This window comes from Pseudomonas putida NBRC 14164 (assembly GCF_000412675.1).
In the GTDB taxonomy this organism is placed as follows: Bacteria; Pseudomonadota; Gammaproteobacteria; order Pseudomonadales; family Pseudomonadaceae; genus Aquipseudomonas; species Aquipseudomonas putida.
Map to the genome: position 1 here is coordinate 3,889,157 of NC_021505.1, position 17,379 is coordinate 3,906,535.

General features: G+C 63.0%; 12 protein-coding genes and 1 pseudogene. 8 read left to right on the forward strand and 5 right to left on the reverse strand.

Translation table 11 applies throughout. The features are described from left to right. Nucleotides 1–97 precede the first annotated feature (97 nt). The 3 genes and pseudogenes from PP4_RS17180 to PP4_RS17190 all read right to left on the reverse strand — a co-directional run bounded on the left by PP4_RS17180 (nt 98) and on the right by PP4_RS17190 (nt 8,183). Nucleotides 98–4,519: pseudogene (locus PP4_RS17180) on the reverse strand (NEL-type E3 ubiquitin ligase domain-containing protein). Nucleotides 4,520–4,597: 78 nt separating this feature from the next. Continuing rightward, complete coding sequence (locus PP4_RS17185; RefSeq protein ID WP_016500474.1) at nt 4,598–6,958, reverse strand: DNA polymerase II; 2,361 nt, start codon at nt 6,956–6,958, stop codon at nt 4,598–4,600. A gap of 34 nt (nt 6,959–6,992) precedes the next feature. Next, complete coding sequence (locus PP4_RS17190; protein WP_041167789.1) at nt 6,993–8,183, reverse strand: MFS transporter; 1,191 nt, start codon at nt 8,181–8,183, stop codon at nt 6,993–6,995. A gap of 117 nt (nt 8,184–8,300) precedes the next feature. On the opposite strand from PP4_RS17190, the gene PP4_RS17195 reads away from it, so the two are divergent. Next, the gene (locus PP4_RS17195) at nt 8,301–9,197 is read left to right on the forward strand and encodes a LysR family transcriptional regulator (RefSeq protein WP_041168094.1); all 897 of its coding nucleotides are present in this window, start codon (nt 8,301–8,303) and stop codon (nt 9,195–9,197) included. On the opposite strand, the gene PP4_RS17200 is transcribed toward PP4_RS17195, so the two are convergent. Continuing rightward, nucleotides 9,178–10,098 (reverse strand): LysR substrate-binding domain-containing protein, encoded by a 921-nt coding sequence (locus PP4_RS17200; RefSeq protein WP_016500477.1) that lies wholly within the window; start codon nt 10,096–10,098, stop codon nt 9,178–9,180. The two genes, PP4_RS17195 and PP4_RS17200, sit on opposite strands and share 20 nt — an antisense overlap. 159 nt (nt 10,099–10,257) lie before the next feature. On the opposite strand from PP4_RS17200, the gene PP4_RS17205 reads away from it, so the two are divergent. The 7 genes from PP4_RS17205 to PP4_RS17235 all read left to right on the forward strand — a co-directional run bounded on the left by PP4_RS17205 (nt 10,258) and on the right by PP4_RS17235 (nt 15,739). Continuing rightward, nucleotides 10,258–11,046 carry a YqcI/YcgG family protein gene (locus tag PP4_RS17205; protein WP_016500478.1) on the forward strand — a complete coding sequence of 263 codons (789 nt, stop codon included), beginning with the start codon at nt 10,258–10,260 and terminating at the stop codon, nt 11,044–11,046. Nucleotides 11,047–11,048: 2 nt separating this feature from the next. Beyond that, entirely contained in the window at nt 11,049–11,675 is a 627-nt protein-coding gene (locus tag PP4_RS17210; protein WP_016500479.1) for a LysE family translocator, read from the forward strand. 39 nt (nt 11,676–11,714) lie between these two features. Continuing rightward, nucleotides 11,715–12,797, forward strand: coding sequence for a hypothetical protein (locus tag PP4_RS17215; protein ID WP_016500480.1), 1,083 nt, complete (start codon nt 11,715–11,717; stop codon nt 12,795–12,797). A gap of 147 nt (nt 12,798–12,944) precedes the next feature. After that, nucleotides 12,945–13,631, forward strand: a complete 687-nt coding sequence (locus PP4_RS17220; protein ID WP_070100151.1) for an SEL1-like repeat protein — start codon at nt 12,945–12,947, stop codon at nt 13,629–13,631. A 262-nt stretch (nt 13,632–13,893) separates the two neighbouring features. After that, a complete protein-coding gene (locus tag PP4_RS17225; protein WP_016500482.1) occupies nt 13,894–14,586 on the forward strand; it encodes an AzlC family ABC transporter permease in 693 nt (230 codons plus the stop codon). Next, nucleotides 14,583–14,897 (forward strand): AzlD domain-containing protein, encoded by a 315-nt coding sequence (locus PP4_RS17230; protein WP_010953340.1) that lies wholly within the window; start codon nt 14,583–14,585, stop codon nt 14,895–14,897. Before PP4_RS17225 ends, PP4_RS17230 begins: the two co-directional genes overlap by 4 nt. Then, nucleotides 14,894–15,739, forward strand: a complete 846-nt coding sequence (locus tag PP4_RS17235; RefSeq protein ID WP_016500483.1) for an AraC family transcriptional regulator — start codon at nt 14,894–14,896, stop codon at nt 15,737–15,739. The genes PP4_RS17230 and PP4_RS17235 overlap by 4 nt, the downstream gene beginning before the upstream one ends. Nucleotides 15,740–15,781: 42 nt before the next feature. Here the strand turns inward: PP4_RS17235 and PP4_RS17240 are convergent, their stop codons facing one another. After that, on the reverse strand, nt 15,782–16,999 hold the full coding sequence (locus tag PP4_RS17240; RefSeq protein WP_016500484.1) for an MFS transporter: 1,218 nt from the start codon (nt 16,997–16,999) through the stop codon (nt 15,782–15,784). Nucleotides 17,000–17,379 lie beyond the last annotated feature (380 nt).

A 17,379-nucleotide genomic window follows, 5' to 3' on the forward strand; every position in this document is an offset into this window, starting at 1 on the left:
GCTGGGGGCCTCTTCATGAAAAGAAGCCAGACTAAGTCGCCTGCCCCGCGCCAGGCGCTATATAACTAATGCCTGCGGCCAAACAACCGGCCACCCGCTAGCTGAGCACACGCTGCACCGTATTCCGGTCCAGCGCCTCCAGCGTCAACTGCAGCACCACCGCATGCTCGCGTTGCTGATTGCGGATCTGCAGCCGTGCGATTTCCTCGTCCCGGTTCCCCAGCGCCATCAGCCGCTCGAGCTCAGCGTGCATGGATGGGGGCACTTGCAAGCGAACCGCAAAGGTCTTGCGCAGGTAATCCTGCCAGAACCACTGGCGTGACAGGTAATCAGCAATGCCCTCCCGGGTCTGTCGCGCCAGAACCCTTTCACGGGCCAGGAGAAGGTCCTGTTTACCCAAGGCAGGGATACCTGCATAGAGCATTTCATCGGGTTGGCCAGGCAAATCCAGCGACGTGCGCAAGCCAATTCGATAGGCCAAGGCGAATTCGATCGATTCAGCCCCAGCCCCCACCCGCTGCGCATGTTCAGCGGCAACTTGCTCAAGCACCGCCAACCGCCACATCCGCGCACCGAGCTTCAGCAAGGCCCGTTCAGGCCGGGCAGATCCGCTGTGCCTGGTGCGCCATATCATCACTCGCAGTTCCAGGTCGGCGAAACGCGCGGTGGCGTTATCCTGGCAACCGGTCGCCGCAGCGTGCTCGAACAGCTCCTGCCTGAGGGCATCGTGCTCCGACATCGCCTGGAGCATGTCGAACACCCGGGCCCCCAGCGCGGATGCGGTCGATGAGAAACTGAAGGCGCCCTACTCTGTCAGCATCGACAGGGTATTGAAGAACTCTTCCGATTGTTCCTCGGCCTCCAGATGGGCCCACAGTGCAGCCATTTCATCCCGACGTTCGCCAGGCAACGCATCCAGAATGCGCAACCGGTAAGGCACGCGGCTGGCCTCAAGCAAATGCCAGGTTGATAACCCATCCTGAGCGTCCTGCAGCAGGTTGCCGGAAAGCTCGACCCTGCCCGAGCGCCACAGCTGCGATCGATGAAAACCCTCTGGCAGTTCCGCAATACGGTTGTCGCTGAGATTCAGGGTATGCAGTTCTGGCGCGTCCATCAGCCCGTAGGGAAACTCGGGTATCTGTGTGTTGGCCAGGTGAAGAGCATTCAGCTCGGTCATGGCGAGGACAGAAAATGCCCTGCGCAACGGGTTGTCCGACAGGTTCAGGTACACCAGGGACCGGCAATCTGCCAGGACCAATGCCTGGCCTTGGTCGAGCGCGATCTGGTTACCAGACAAGTCGAGCACCTCCAGCTTCTGGACAAGCCCCAGCGGCAATGGCAAACGCCTGAGTCGGCAATTGGTGATTTCGAGGTTGCGCAAGTTGGGAAATGCCTGCAGAAACTCATCCGGAACATGCTCCACACGCATGGAGCGCAGGGCCAGGATGGAGACGTGGGGAAAGCCCACCGGCGCGGGCAGGGCTGGCAGGTGGCCCAAGCGGCTGATCGTCTGGGTCAGCATGAAGCGCCCGTCGTCCAGTGCCGCTTGCGCTTGCAGTTCGGGCACAAGACAGCGCCAGCAGTTGATCAGGCCCTTTCTGAATTCACGCCGTGCGACCATTTCCGAGGATAGCAAGGCGCTGCGTGCCCACTTGGTCAAGTATCTCTTCAGCACCCCATATTGCTGCTCCAGCCTATTTAACCTGGCCTGCGCGTCGCCTGAGGCCAACCAGCGCTCGATCTGCTCGTCGGTAAAGGCCGGGTACAGATCTCGCAACCGGGCCTGAAATGCCCTAGGCCTGTTTCGCCCTAGCGCCCCCCATAGCCTGCCGCCAGCCATGGGGTAACCAATCCGGCCATCCGCAAGCCGCTGCGGCGCAAGAAACGAGCCGCTGGGCTGTTCCAGCCTGAGCAGGTTCACCACGGCCTGGCGTCGGTCGAAAGCAACGTTGGTCAACGCCTGGCGCAGCGCAGGCACAAAAGGCTGACCCTGGCCGATGGCCGCTTGTGCTGCGTCGTCATAGGCGCCGGCCAAAACTTCGAACAACTCGCCCGTCTCACCGACAACGCTGGGCGTTCGGGCGCGCAGGCGGAACAGTCCATGGCGATGAAGCAGGTCAAACGTCTGCCCCGATCCCTGGACCGTCAGTAACGGCTCGCTGGCATCTGCATCGAACAACCGCCAGCCCGGGCCGCCAGCGCCCGGCACATGCGCCAGCAGGTTCAATACCACCCGCGCCAGGTCGAGGTTTTGCGGCGTGTCGATGCATAGCGACTCATACACCCGCGCCATTCGAATTCGCGCTACCTGCAACCTTGCAGCCTCGCCCATCAGCAACGGCACACGCCCCGTTTCACGCAACAGCTGCACGTCATCCTCGCTGGCATCGCGCAGCACCTCATCCGCGGCCAAGCGGTGCAGGCTGGTGAAATCCTGCCGTAACAGGCGGCCGGTTTCCGTGTCGGCGTTCTGCTCGTCGTACACCGTCTGCAGCAGTTCCCGTCGGCCAGCCCAAGCCACATCGGCCAACGCTGGCCCATGCTTTCCGGCCGCCTGTGGAAGGCGCATGACCCGCGCCATCAGCAACGGGTCTGCGGTAACCCCTCCCTCGCGCAACTGGTTGATCAACGTACCAATCCTGCCGGCGAGCCGCACGCGTGCGACGGTGTCGACCAGTGCTGCCTCCGCTGGTCGTCCATACACATGCCATGCCCGCACGTGCTGATCATCGAGGCCATGGATCGCCAGCGACCGGTCGACCTGCGCATCGTCAAGGTCGCTGAATGGCCCGCCCAGGCGACGGAACAACTGGCGTGTGTCGTCCCACTCGGCAGGCTGCTCGCACCACAGCCGCCACGCACCGGCGCCATTGTGGCGCAGCGGCGGCGCATAGCCCTGATAGGGGAGCAGTTGCCACTGCTCATCGGCGTCGTGCCAGGTCACCTCATACCAGTGCCCGTCCATGCTGATCCAGCGGCGCTCGCCCAGGCGGTGCGTACCCTGCATGTCCAGCACTGCCGTAGCTGGCGGGCTTTCGCCGCGATAGGGGCTGAGGTCTGCGTTCCACAGTTTTTCTTCCCCGCTTTCCAGCTGCGCCGGCACCAGGCTGTCGACCACGCTCCAGGCGCGTCGGGCGGTGGCGACGACGGCAACGGTTGCCCCCACAGCCAGCAGCCCTTTGCCAACATTCAGCAGGTGCGCAAGTGCCGCATTGCGTTCGTTGTCCTGCCAGTCCCCTATCGCCTGGAAGGTCTGCTGTAGCAGTTCCCAGGCCATCACCCCCAACAGCACCGCGCCGATGGCCGGAACGAAAAGCCCTGCAACACCCAACAGCGTCCAGCCTTCAGCACGCAAACGGCGGGCGTGTTCGGCCTGGACCTCGCGATCAAGCAAGGCTACGGGCGGGGCGATGACGGCAGCATCGTCCTTGATCCACGCGACCCAGTCGTTCGCAAGGTGTTCGAACAGGGGCAGGCGATAAGCGAAGGTCTGCTCATCGAGGTCTCTGGTCGCCCAGCCGGCCACGTCATCCAGCCGCTCACTGACGGCCGAAAAAAATCGCTGGCTGTCGCGTCGGCGCACGAAGCGGTTGAAGAAACGCCGGTAGTCATCTTCGCGCAGGCGTTTGCCAAGCACCCGGCGGGCGTACTCATCCAGGTCGCTGCGCACGCTCCAGGGGCCATGCGGGTCACCCGGCACATAGACCAGCACGCGCTTGCTGGTGTCGAACAACACGCCATCGTCGATCACGTCCAGCACGACGATCTGCTGCAGGCGGCAACCGAACAACGCCAACTGCCGCACGCGAACGGGTGCACCTTCAAGTTTGTTGAGGGTGTCCTCAAGGCAGAGCGCGACCACCCACTGCAGTTCGGCTGTGCTCAATACGCCTTGCGCCCTGGCTTGCAAGGCATCCACCAGCATGCTGTAGCGTTGCCGTCGTGTCAGCAATCCCTTGACCTCGGGCTGCAGTACGTCATCCAGGTGCGCCTGGTATTTCTGCCCGAGGTCCAGCGTGCGACACAGCCTGGCGAAGGCCGTTGCAGACAGTTCAGCACGCTTTTCGCCATGCGCATCGACCAGGCAATTACCAGGCGGCTGGTCGCGCTGCTGTTGCGCGGTGAAATTGCCCAAGGCGGCCTCGAGCAGAGGGATGTCGTAGTAGTCGTTGGCGACAACCGGAAGCCGACTGGTTACATAATTGATCGTCGGCGAAGTGAAGGTGTACCACTGGCGAAAGTACAAGCGATCTACATCAAGGCTGCCGTGGGTACCCAGCGCTTGCTGCAGCAAGGGCTGGGTGAATGCACTCAGGTTGCGTAGCCGCGCCAGCGCTGAGGACAAGCCTGCGCGACAGGCCAGCAGTTCAGGCAACGCCTCGCTCAACAGGGTGAATTCGGCCATGCTCAGCCGCTTCATCCAGGCCGGCAGCCGCCGTGCAATGTAGTGGTCCTGGCATGCTTGTGCCATGGCAAGGGTATCGACCGCAGCCGATGGTTGACTGCTCGTGTTCTGCATCTCTGCCTCCGCGGTAGCATGGAGGCCCGAGTCTGAAGACTGCAGCGTGATGCTGACGCCTAGCTATCTACCACCCATTCAGAACAGCAGTAACTGATGGTCGGTAAGGCGAACGAAATCATCGCCGACAAAAGGCAGGATGGCGTCGGCCACCGGCAATAGCTGACGGCTGATGTAGTGATCGTAGTCGATCGGTGCCTGCAGGTTTTCCAGCGGCTCAGGGCCGGCGGTGGTGATCACGTAACTGATCCAGCCCCCACGCTGGTACTGCAGAGGGCGTCCCAGACGTTTGTTGTACTCGTCGGCAAGGCGTGCGGCACGCACATGCGGCGGCACGTTGCGCTGGTAGTCGGCCAGCGGGCGACGCAGGCGCTTGCGATAAACCAGCAGTTCGTCCTGCTCGCCGGCCAACGTTCGCCGCACGTACTCGCGGACATAATCTCGGTAGGGCTCGCTGCGGAACACACGGCCGTAGAGTTCCTGCTGGAACTGCCGGGCCAGCGGTGACCAGTCGGTGCGCACCGATTCCAGGCCCTTGTAAACCATTTCTTGCGAACCGTCGGCCCGCTGCACCAGGCCGGCATAGCGCTTTTTACTGCCTTCATCGGTACCGCGGATGGTGGGCATGAGGAAGCGTCGGTAATGCACCTCGAACTGCAGTTCGAGGGCGCTCTGCAGGTTCATGGTCTCGTGCAGATGGGCTTGCCACCATTGGTTGACCTTTGCCACCAGCTCGCGGCCGATGCGCGCCGCGTCCTCCTCGGCGTGGGCCCCCTTGAGCCAGACAAAGGTAGAGTCGGTATCACCGTAGATCACATCGTAGCCACACGCCTCGATCAGGGACCTGGTCTGGCGCATGATCTGGTGACCGCGCATGGTGATCGACGACGCCAGGCGCGGGTCGAAGAAACGGCAACCGCTGGAACCCAGCACGCCATAGAAGGCATTCATGATGATTTTCAAGGCCTGCGACAGCGGCGCATTGCCCTCGCGCTTGGCCGCTTCCCTACCCTGCCACACCCGTTCGACGATGGCTGGCAGCCAGTGCTGTGTGCGTGAAAAACGCCCACCGCGAAAACCCTCGACCGAATGTGCGTCGTCAGGCAGACGCAGGCCTTCAATCAGCCCGACCGGGTCGATGAGAAAGGTACGGATGATCGACGGGTACAGGCTCTTGTAGTCCAGCACCAGCACCGAATCGTAAAGCCCCGGCCGCGAATCCATGACAAAACCGCCGGGGCTGGCTTCGTCAGGGCGGCTGCCAAGGCTGGGCGCGACAAACCCAAGACGGTGCATCTGTGGAATGTACAAGTGACAGAACGCAGCTACCGACCCACCGCTGCGGTCCACGGCCAGCCCCGTCACCGACGCACGCTCGAGCAGGAAGTCGAGCAGCCGGGTATGGGCTAAAATGCGCGTGACCAGTTCGCAGTCCTTCAGGTTGTAGTGCGCCAGGGCCGGTTTGTCTTCGACGAAGCGGCGGTTGATCTCGTCCATGCGTTGGTACGGCGTGTCGATGGCCTTGCCTTCGCCCAGCAGGGTCTGGGCGACGTTCTCCAGGCTGAACGAGGGAAAACTCCAGGTAGCCGAACGCAACGCCTCGATGCCATCGATCAGCAAACGCCCCGGCGCATCGGCAAAAACGTGGCCCCCACCGGCATGGCTGCGCAGGGTCATGGCCGCACCGTTGCGCCCCAGCGTCAGTGGCACCTGCAACGACTTGGCATGCTCATGCAGCAAGCGCAGGTCGAACTGCACCAGGTTCCAGCCAATGATCGCGTCCGGGTCATGCCTGGCCATCCACTGGTTGAGCCGGGTAATCAAAGCGGCGCGATCGGCGCAATACTCCAGGTCGAAGTCAAGCTCGGCGGCATCGCCGTTGGCCGGGCCGAGCATGTACACCTGGCGCTGGCCACAGCCCTCCAGCGCGATACTGTACAGCTCTCCACGCTCGCTGGTCTCGATGTCCAGCGACACCAGGCGCAGCGGCGGGCGATAACCGGGCGAGGGTTTGAGCTGGGCATCGCAGAGGACGCCCTGGGCATCGGGTTGGCCGGTGAACTGCACCGGAGCAGTGATGAACCGCTCCATCAGGTAGCGTTCGGGTGGGCGGATATCCGCTTCGAACACCTCGACACCCGCCGTACGCAGGCGTTGCTCCAACTGCATCAGTTGCCGGTGCTGCCGGCAGTACAACCCCAGCACAGGGCGCTGGTCGAAGTCTTTCAGGGCCAGTGGCCGCAGCTCGACGCCGGGCTCGTTGGCCAGCAACACCCGCGCATGCGCCTCATGCGTCTGCGCAATGAACGCCACCGAGACCTGTGGCGCCAGGCGTAGCTGCCGTGGCCCCTGATCGGTTGCCAGCCAGAACTCCACGCAGGTGCCTTCGGGCGTGTCATGCCAATGACGGGTCAGCACAAAACCCTGCTGCAACTCCACTGCGTCGACCTCTGCTGAAAATCGCAATTCTACGCTAGCGGGCCCCCGCCACGAAGCCACTTCTGCGCGCCGCCCAGGTCAGCAACAAGGCCACCGCGATCAATGCCAACACCACCCCGCCAAAGGCCTCGGTCCCGCTCCCGACGAGCAACGCGCCACCCACGATCCCGCCCAAGGCGATAGCGCTGTTCCACACTGTCACCAGCATCGATTGCGCCACATCCCCGCCCTCGCCCGCCGCATCGGCACAGGCGGTCTGCAGCAGGGTCGGTGCGCCACCGTAGGTCAAGCCCCACAGGGCGATGCTCAGGTACATCAACCAAGACGACGCCTGCCCCAATGCCAGCGTGGCCAAGGCAAAACCGGCCAAACTCAGCAACACCAGCTTGCGCAGGTGTCGGTCGACCAGCATCCCCACCAGGCCGATCCCGGCCAGCGCCGAAAGGCCGAACACCATCAGCACCGCGCCAATTTCCCCAGCCATGCCCGCCGCCGCCAGCAGCGGCACAAGGTAGGTGTAGAGGATGTTGTGGCCAAGGATCCAGGTCAGGATCACCAGCAGCACGATCAACACCCCCGGCGTGCGCAACACCTGCATGGCCGCCGGGCGCTTGCCAGCGGCATGCCCCGGGTACTCCGGCACCGAGCGCAGCACCCACACCACCAGTAGCAACGCCACCAGGGTGACCAGCACAAACGTTGCACGCCAGCCCAGCCCAGCGCCCAGCCAGGTGGCAATGGGCAGCCCGAGCGACAGCGCAATCGGCTGCCCGAGCATCGCCAACGCCATGGCCCGGCCCTGCAACGGTGCCGGCACCATGCGCCGGGCATGGCCCGCGATCAGGCCCCATGCCAGGCCGGCGGCAGCCCCCGTGAAAAAGCGCAGCACCAGGGTCAGGCTGTTGGAGCCCGACAAGGCGGTCAGCCCGTTGAACAGCACGAAGCCGAGGATCGCCAGCAACAGCGCCCGGCGCCGATACCAGCCTTGGGTCAACGTCACCAACGGGATGGCGGTCAGTAACGAGCCCAAGGCATACGCCGTGACCCATTGCCCGGCCATGGCCTGGCTGATGTGCATGCCGTCGGCGATCTGGTCGAGCAAGCCCGCCGGCAGGGTTTCGCTGAGGATGGCGATAAAGCCGGTCATGGCCAGTGCCAGCAGCCCGCTGAGGGGCAGGCGTTCGCTACTGGCGTCCAGCAACGGTGGGGAGGATGTCCGGGACATTGCAATTGCCTTGAGTGGGAAAACAAGGCGGACAGTCTGCAAGCAAGGCCACTGCGGAAAAAGACGGTTACAATGCCGCTCACCCAGGACATTTATGTCCGCAATCAGGAATGCAACATGGACAGCCTCAGCGGGTTCGTGGTTTTCAATCGGGTGGCCGAAACCCGCAGCTTCGTCGCCGCCGGCCAGTCGCTGGGCATCACTGCCTCGGCCGTGGGCAAACGCGTGGCGCGCCTGGAAAGCCGCCTGGGCGTGCGCCTGTTCCACCGCAGCACACGCAGCATTACCCTCACCGCCGAAGGCACGATGTTCCTCGAGCGCAGCCGGCGCATCCTTGCCGAAATAGAGGCCACCGAGCAGGAACTGTCGCAGGCCAGCGAAACGCCGCGCGGGCGCCTGCGGGTGAGCATGCCGCAGGTGACCAGACTGGTAATGCCGGCACTGGCCGAGTTCATGGCACTGTACCCACAGGTTGAACTGGACCTGGACTTCTCCGACCGCATGGTGGATATCGTCGGCGAAGGCTTCGATGTGGTGATGCGCGGCGGGCAGCCGGTGGACTCCCGGCTCAGCGCCAAATTCCTGGGGCACTTTCAGCACCGCCTGGTGGCCTCGCCCGAGTACCTGCGCGAACGCGGCACACCCTTGCACCCACGCGACCTGGCGGCGCATACCTGCCTGCATTATCGATTCCCCAGCAACGGCAAGCTGGAAACCTGGCCGCTGCGCCAGGAGCATCCCGAGCAAGCCTATGACATCCCCATCTCGATGGTCTGCAACCACGTCGAAACACGCGTCTGCTTTGCCTTGAACCACCGCGGCATTACCTGTCTGCCGGACTTCAACGTGGGTCGTGAATTGGCCAATGGCTCGCTGGTCAGTGTGCTCGACGACTTCATGGAACGGCGCGGTAGCTTCTATCTGCTGTGGCCGTCCGGGCGGCAGATGCCGCCGAAGTTGCGGGTGTTCATCGATTTCATGCTCGAGCGGGTGTTCAACCGTACAGGTAATTGATGTCCTTGTAGGCCAGTGGTGGAACCTGGCCCAGCAGGAAGTCGCGCAGCTTGTGCATCTGCCGCGCTTTAGGGCTGGCCTTTAGCCAGGTCATGTAGTACCCGTCACCGGTGGCCACTGCGTGCTTGAACGGCGTGACCAGGCGCCCGGCCTGCAGGTCGGCACTGGCCAGCACCAGGTCGACCACCGAAATACCCAGGCCTTGCTGGGCAGCCGAAATGCCCTGGTCGAGCGTATCGAACACTTGCCCCTGGTCGATGCTGATCTCCAGTGCGCCCATCCGCGCCAGCCAGCGTCGCCAGTCGCGCCGGTCGGGTGACGGGTGCAGGAACTCGCATTGGGCGAGGTCTGCGAGGGCCGGTTGAGGCTGTGGCATGTAGTCGGGCTGGCACACCGGGATCAGCCATTCATCGAACAGCTTGAAACTCTCGATATCAGCGGGAAAACGCCCGCTGGCCAACAGGATGGCGCAGTCGTAGGGCTCGGAATAGAAGTCCACGGTGTCGATATCCATCCACACGCTGGACAGTTGCACGCTGCAGTTGTCATCGGCCTTCTTGAACGCATCCAGCGCCCGCAACAGCCAGCGCATGGTGAGCGTTGACGGCGCCTTCAGGCGCAGGCCGTAGCGGTCCTGGCGCAGCAACGCGCAGGCATTTTCGATGATCTTGAAGCCAACCTTCAGCTCCTGCGACAGCAGGCGCCCGTGCTCGGTCAGGCTCAGTTTCGGGCCACGCCGCTCGAACAGGTCGCAGCCAAACAGGGCTTCCAGGGTCTTGATGTGATGGCTGACCGCCCCCTGGGTCAGGGCCAGTTCTTCCGCCGCACGGGTAAAAGAGCCATAGCGAGAGGCCACCTCGAAGGCACGCAGGGCGTGCAAGGCCTGAATCCGTTCCGACATGGCGACGTCCCGAGCATGAACAAGACTAATAGTAGGTCATAGTTCCACGCGTTTTACAACGTCGAGAGCGTCTCGGAAAATGCAGGTAAATAATAAACATAACCAAGATCCTGCCTGCATATGACTGGAACGTTCACTTAATCAACGCCTGGGGAAATCATGTTTACGGGATATGGAAATTGCTATCGCCTGGATGCGCTAGAGCAGGCCGTTGAACATGGATGCAATACGCAACACTGGACCTTCAAAACCATAGAACACTTTCGCAGTATCCTTGCCAACCCCGACTTCCCTTGCCTGTTCGGCCGCAAGGCGGTAAATGGCGAAACCTGCCACATCCTCTTCGCCCGCGCCGAGCAACTGGCCGATGACATCGCCCAGGGCCTGGCCGACTACGTGGGTACCGTCGCCCCGATCACACCCAAGCAGCGCATCGGCAGCCCACTGGTGGTGTTTCTCGAAACCGCCGCCGATTACACCCTGGCCGAACAGCAGGCGCTGGCCTGGAAGGTGTTGCGTGGCGTGCATGCGCGCGACCCGCACCCCTGGCCGCAAGGCATGCCCACCGACCCCGACGACAACGGCTGGTCGTTCTGCTATGCCGGCATGCCCTTGTTCATCAACATGAACTTCCCCGGCCACCAGCAGATGAAAAGCCGCAACCTGGGGCATCACATCACCTTCGTCATCAATCCACGGGCGAACTTCGACGAAGTGGCCAACGCCAACACCGAGAGTGGCAAACGCATCCGCGAGCGCATACGCGAGCGCGTGCACCACTACAACGACGGCGTCATGCCCGACACCCTTGGCTTTTTCGGCGACACCGACAACTACGAATGGAAGCAATACCAACTGCAGGAGACAGGCTCGCTCAACCCGTCACGCTGCCCGTTCCACGCACATGCCGCACACCCTGCGACACCCGACTTACTGATCGAGAACTGACCGTGAATACCGCACTCACCTTCACCTATGCCCTCACCGTCCTGCTGCTCATCGCCACCCCCGGCCCGGTGGTGGCGCTGATCGTCAACACTGCGGCTGCCTCCGGCTCGCGCAAGGCCATGTTCACCGCCGTTGGCACCAACTGGGCCTCACTGGTGCTGATCGGCGCCGCAGCCTGGATCATCCTCACCAGCGCCGCCATCGACAAGGCATGGCTCAGTACCATGAGCCTGTTGGGTTGCCTGTTCATCGGCTACATCGCCGTGGGCACGCTGAGGGACGCCCTGCAGGCGCCGGCCCCGGAGGCGGCGAGCGAGGCGCCCAAGGCCGCGCGTGGCGGGCTGCTGCAAGGCTTCATGGTGGGTATTTCCAACCCCAAGGACATCATCTTCTTCATCGCCTTCTTCCCACAGTTCATCCAGATCACCGAGTCGTTCGGCAAAAGCATGGTGGTGTTGTCGCTGCTGTGGGTGGCCATCGACTTCGCCGTGCTCAGCCTGTACATCTTCGCCATCGGCAAAATCGCCTCGCAGCGCAGCAACCGCGTGATCAGCCTGGCTTCGGGCGTTGCCCTGCTGCTGATCGCCGCCGGCGGCCTGCTGTACAACCTTAACGAACTGGCGGCCTGACCCTGATGCGAAGTGCCCGTTGCAACAGAAGGAAAGACCATGACAGCGACTGATATGAGCCCGCCTCCTTCGCCGCTGCAACAGGACTACCAGCGCTTTCTGCTGCTGGGCAGCCGCCGTGCGCCGCACACTGTGCACGTGCATGAAACCGGCTACCGCTCCGGCACCATCAACACCGATGCCCTTGGCCTGCGCTACAGCCATTGCGCCGGGAAGCGTTTTTCGGCGGCCGAACGCGGCGGCGCTTCACGTATCAACCTGCTGGTCGGCGGCTCCACGGCCTTGGGCATCGGCGCCAGCTCCGACGAACACACGGTGGCCTCGCACCTGTCGGCGCTCACCGGCGAGGTCTGGCTGAGCCTGGCCGGTTGCGGGCTCAATGCCAGCCAGGAGCTGCTTATGTTCCTGACTCACCAGCACCGCCTTAGCCAGCTCGGCCACGTGGTGGTGCTCAGCGGCCTCAACAGCCTGGCCCACGAAGCGCTGAGTGAAGTGCTCGGCAGCCCCAACAACCCACTGCACGCTAAGGCCTACCAGGCTTTTCTCAACAGTTTCAGCGAAGGCCTGCAGCCTGCCGCACCACCCCGCAGGCCGTCACTGTGGCGGCGCATCGGCCAGGCCCTGACCACGCCTGCGGCCCAAGCTCCGGTCATCTGGCCGCTTTCGCCCCCGGAAAAGCGCCTGGCCCGCGCGGCCGACAGCATTGGCCGCACCTTGCGTCAGTGGGACCGGCTGCTGGCAGACAGCCACGCTACCCTCACCTTCATCCTGCAGCCGTTGCTGCCCTGGTGCCGGGACACCCTGCCTGCTGGCGAGCAGGCCATGCTGGCCGCCCTGGAACAACAACCGGCAAACTTCGACCGGCTGCTGGACGGCGCATTCGACAGCCAGTTGCACTCGGCCTTCTTCCGCCGCATCAAAAGCCAGGCCGACCCGGTGCCCTGCTATGACATGAACGGCATGCTCAGCAGCTCGCCAGTGTTCGGCGCTGACCTGTTCATCGACCGCCTGCACCTGAACGACCTGGGCAACAACGCCCTGGCCAAGGTCATTACCGCCAAGCTTGGCCTGGCCCAGGAAAAACACGCTCAACGCAAGGTCACGCCGATCAAGCTCGTCTGACAGTTGTCGACTGGTCTTCCGGCCACCCCCATTGGGTGGCTAGAATAGGCCGTCGTTCCGATTTTCCAGAGGCGTACGCTTGACCGCCATTAACATCGAAGCCGCCCATCCTTGCCTGGCCGCCCACGGGGCTTGCCTGTGAGCCGCATGCGACGCCTGCCCCCGCTGTTGGCCGCCCTGATGCCGCTGGCTGCGCACGCGCTGGAGGTGCGCATCGACCCTCACGCCGACCTGCTCTATCGCCAGGCCTTGCCGCTGCTGGAGCAGGCCGATAACCAGGGCGACGATACCAGTACCCTGCGCACCGCCTTGGGCGGCGATCCCGAGCTAAGCCGCCAGGGCCAGGCCATGGCCCATACGCTGCCGACAGCGGTTGCCCTGTTGAAAAAGTCGGTAGAGCTGGGCCATCCGGTCGCCCAGTACCGCCTGGCGCTGTACTACATGACTTACCTGCCCGCCGCGCAAATTCCGGATGCCGCTTGTCCATTGCTCGAAGCCAGTCTCAAGCAGGGGTTTGCCGCACCCGCGCCAGCGATCGCCACCTGGTGCCGGCCCTACAATGCCAGCAGCGAATACCGTGCGGCGCTGGAGGCCATCCCCAGCATGGCCACCGTGTACGCCCCCTACTACCCGCAACCGACCACCCGCCTGGCCTGCAGCCGCAGCCGGCCAGAAGGCTTGCAAATGTTGTGGGGGCGCCAGCGCGACTACCAGGCCGAGGTGTACCGCCTGCTCGGCGACCTGGACCCACCGCACCGCCTGAGCCTGCTGCAGAAAGCCGTGGACATCAACGGCTGCATGACGGCGCAACAACACCTGACCCGCCATCCGTGACCTACCCACAGCTGCCGCATCAGGCTGAAGCCTGCGTTGTACCTGTGGGAGCGGGCATGCCCGCGAAGCAGGCGGCGCGGCGTATGGCACGGGCTTCGCCCGTGTTCGCGGGCGCGCCCGCTCCCACAGTGATCGCGCAAGCTTTCAATTACTGCGAAGACAGTCCCTCACGCAAGGAACCGCGTCGAGCAGCAAGATCGTTCAAGCCATCCCCCGCCCCGTCTGGCATGCTGATCTGCCTCGTACACGCATTGCAGCCATCATGCCCCACATCGCTCGCCAAGCCTTCCTCCACGGCGCCATCGCCATCATGCCGTTGTCCCTGGCCGTCGCCCCCTGGGGCCTGCTGGCCGGCTCCATGGCCATCGAGGCCAACCTCAGTGCCTGGCAGGGGCAAGGGCTATCGGCCATCGTCTTCGCCGGTGCCGCGCAACTGGTTGCCATTGGCATGCTCAAGGGCGGCGCCAACCTGGCGTCGATCCTGCTCACCACCCTGCTGCTGACCTCGCAGCACCTGCTTTATGGCCTGTCGATGCGCCCGGTGCTGTCCAGCCAGCCATTGCGCTGGCGGTTGGGCCTGGGCTTCCTGCTGACCGACGAGTTCTTCGCGTTGACCAGCAAGTACGACCAGCAGCAATTCAACCGCTGGTATGCCCTGGGGGTAGGCCTGACGTTCTACGTTGCCTGGAACCTGTTCACCCTGGCCGGCATCGTGCTGGGCCAGAACATTCCCCACCTCGACCAACTCGGCCTGGACTTTTCCATCGTAGCCACCTTCGTCGCCCTGATCGCGCCGCTGGTGCGCAACCTGGCTACCGTGGTGTGTGTAGCCGTGTCGCTGTTCTGCTCGGTGCTGTTCAGCTACTGGCATTGGGAGGCCGCCTTGGTGGCTGCAGGCCTGCTGGGCATGAGCGCCGGGTTCATCTGCCAGAAGTTTGCCGGAGCCCGCGCATGACCTGGATCCTGATTTTCGCCATGGGCGCCATTGTGTTCCTGAACCGCTACGCGTTCCTTGAGCCACGCCTGCCCTTGCGTCTGAGCTCCAATGCCCGGCAGTTCCTCGGCTTTGCCGTGCCCGGCATGCTCACCGCCATCTGCGGCCCGATCATCTTCATGCCCGACCACCAGCTCAACCTGAGCCTGCTAAACCCCTACCTGCTCGGTTCACTGGTGGCCATCGCCCTGGTACTGTTGACCCGCAGCGTGTTGCTGAGCATGCTGGTGAGCATGTTGATCTTCTTCCTTCTGCGCAGCTGGCTGGCATGACCACGCCCCTGCGCGAGCAGACACACCTCTGGCAGGCGCCGGCCCTGGGCGACGTCGAGATGCTGCACGCGCGCTACTTCCAGCAGCGCTTCGCCCCGCATGTGCATGAAGGCTATGTGTTCACGGTGATCGAATCCGGCGCCCAGCGCTTCTGGCACCGCGGCAGCGAGCACCTGGCGCCGGTCGGCAGCATGGTGCTGATCAACCCCGACGAGCTGCATACCGGCGCCACCGCCCATGAGGCGGGCTGGCGCTATCGCGGCTTCTACCCCGAGCACGAGCGGGTCACCGGTGTACTGGACGAACTGGAACTGGGCCGCCACGGCATGCCCAGCTTCAGGGACAGCGTGATCCACGACCCGGCCCTGGCCATCGCCTTCAGCCAGCTGCATCAGTTGTCCGAAAACGGCGCCAGCGCCCTGCAGCAACAAACCGCGTGGCGCCAGGCGGTGCTGGCCCTGGTGCAACGCCACGGGCAATGCGCCGAACCCTCGGCCCCAGGCCACGAACCACTGGCCGTGGCCCGCGCCCGCGAACTGCTGGAAAGCCAATTGGCCGACCCACCCTCGCTCGAAGCGCTGGCGGCGGCCGTCAACCTGTCACCCTTCCACTTCGCCCGGGTGTTCCGCCAGGCCACCGGCTCGCCACCGCACGCCTGGCTGAAGCAGCGGCGCCTGGCCCGCGCCCGGGAAATGCTGAAGAGCGGCCTGGCCGCTTCGGAGGTGGCGTTCGACCTTGGTTTTGCTGACCAGAGCCATTTGAGTCGGCAGTTCAAGCAAGCCTACGGGGTTACGCCGGGGGCGTATCGGCAGGCATGCGCTCAATCTGTATTACCCGCCTGAAGCCAACTCAAGCTTGCCCCATGCGCCACACCGCGCGTCGGGCTATCCACGATTGTCGCCATCCAGGGAATGTGCTTTCAGGTTCCAGCGTACTGGCGCGATGAACAGCATGAACGTCATCCAGACCAAGGTGGCCGGCCCCGCAAGCACAAAGACCAGGCTGGCAACCAGCCCTGAAACGGCGTCACCAATGACGGCAGTAAAGTAGTAGAGGGAAAAATTCCGGCCAACTTCATGCTCACTCGACAAACACTGGATGTTGGTCACGATAGCGATATCGACAAATGCACCCATGAAGCCGACCAGGAACAACATAAGCAGGAACACCCAGTTGTTGAATTGCAGTGCCACGGCTGCAGCAAAAAACAGTGCACCGTACAGCACCCAGTAACGCACCACCAATCGTGCGGTGGTGCGCGGGTTGAAGCGTGTGTAGAGCACGCCACCCAGCACAGTGCCTGCCGCAAGCAGTGAGAATACGTAGCCCACCGCCGCTTCAGAGACAAAGTGTTCCAGCACTGACGCAGGAAGGATAAAGCGAATCACCGAGGTGGCGAACATCGCACAGAGCGTGGTGCAGCCAATAACAGCAAACAAAGGCGCATTGCTAACCCTGAGCTGACTGACACTGCGCGCCGCATCCCGGACTATGGCGCGCCCATCGAATGCCTGCCGGGCGCCCTGCCTGGCAGGCCCCAGGGTAGCGATGGAAATGGCCGACAACACCAGGCACCCCGCAAAGAACAAAAAGGTTGCTTCGCGAGTCAGCAGTAACACACATGCCGAAAACACCAACGGCCCGATAATCGAGGCAGCATCCTCGATCACCTGGATAGCGCTGTTCACCGAGGCCAGCTGGGCCTTTTCGACAAGGTCCGGAAAGTACGCGCGAAACGCAGGCACATAAAGGCATTCGAGCGCTGTCATCAGCATCGCAAGGCCGACCAGGACGGGCAACACGGGTGAGGACAAGCTGAACAAGGTAAAGAAGGCAAGTGCCAGCAGACCTTTGGCCGCCTCGACCGCAAATAGTGTTCGTTTCTTGTCTGCGTTATCTGCCAGCCAGCCCCCCAAGGGTGAAAACACCATGCTCGGCAAGTAGCGGAAGAAATAGGCGATGCCAATCAAAAGCAGATCCGCCTCGGTCATGGACACGATTGCCACGGCAAACGCAGCTTCGAAGGCAAATTCACCACATTTGGAAAAGCAATAGCCCAACGCCAGAGAACGTGTTCCGGGGTTACGACTCAACGCCTGCATAATGGCTGTATTCCTGAGCCAGCGGTTTAGGTCGACTGACTTTAGAGTTCATCCACCACCGGGCTCAATGCTGAAGTTGTAACCATAGCGGGCACGGCCAGCGCAGGAAGAATCAGGCTGAGAATATTCCTACACGCGTCAACCGATGCCGAAAGCGGGCCTAGGTCTGCAAAACTGCATGACAGAACTATGCAGCACACCAGATCAAGCAGTTAAGGTTGATACCCCATGCCGCGTAGCGGCATCGGTTTAAACACTGTGTTTATTCGCCCCAACAGTAACTCGGTGTTACTTGGGCAATGGAGCGTTCATTTTCGCCTCTTCGGCAACTCCTGCAGAGGCAACGGGAGGCCCACCAACCCTCTGCTACACTGACAAGG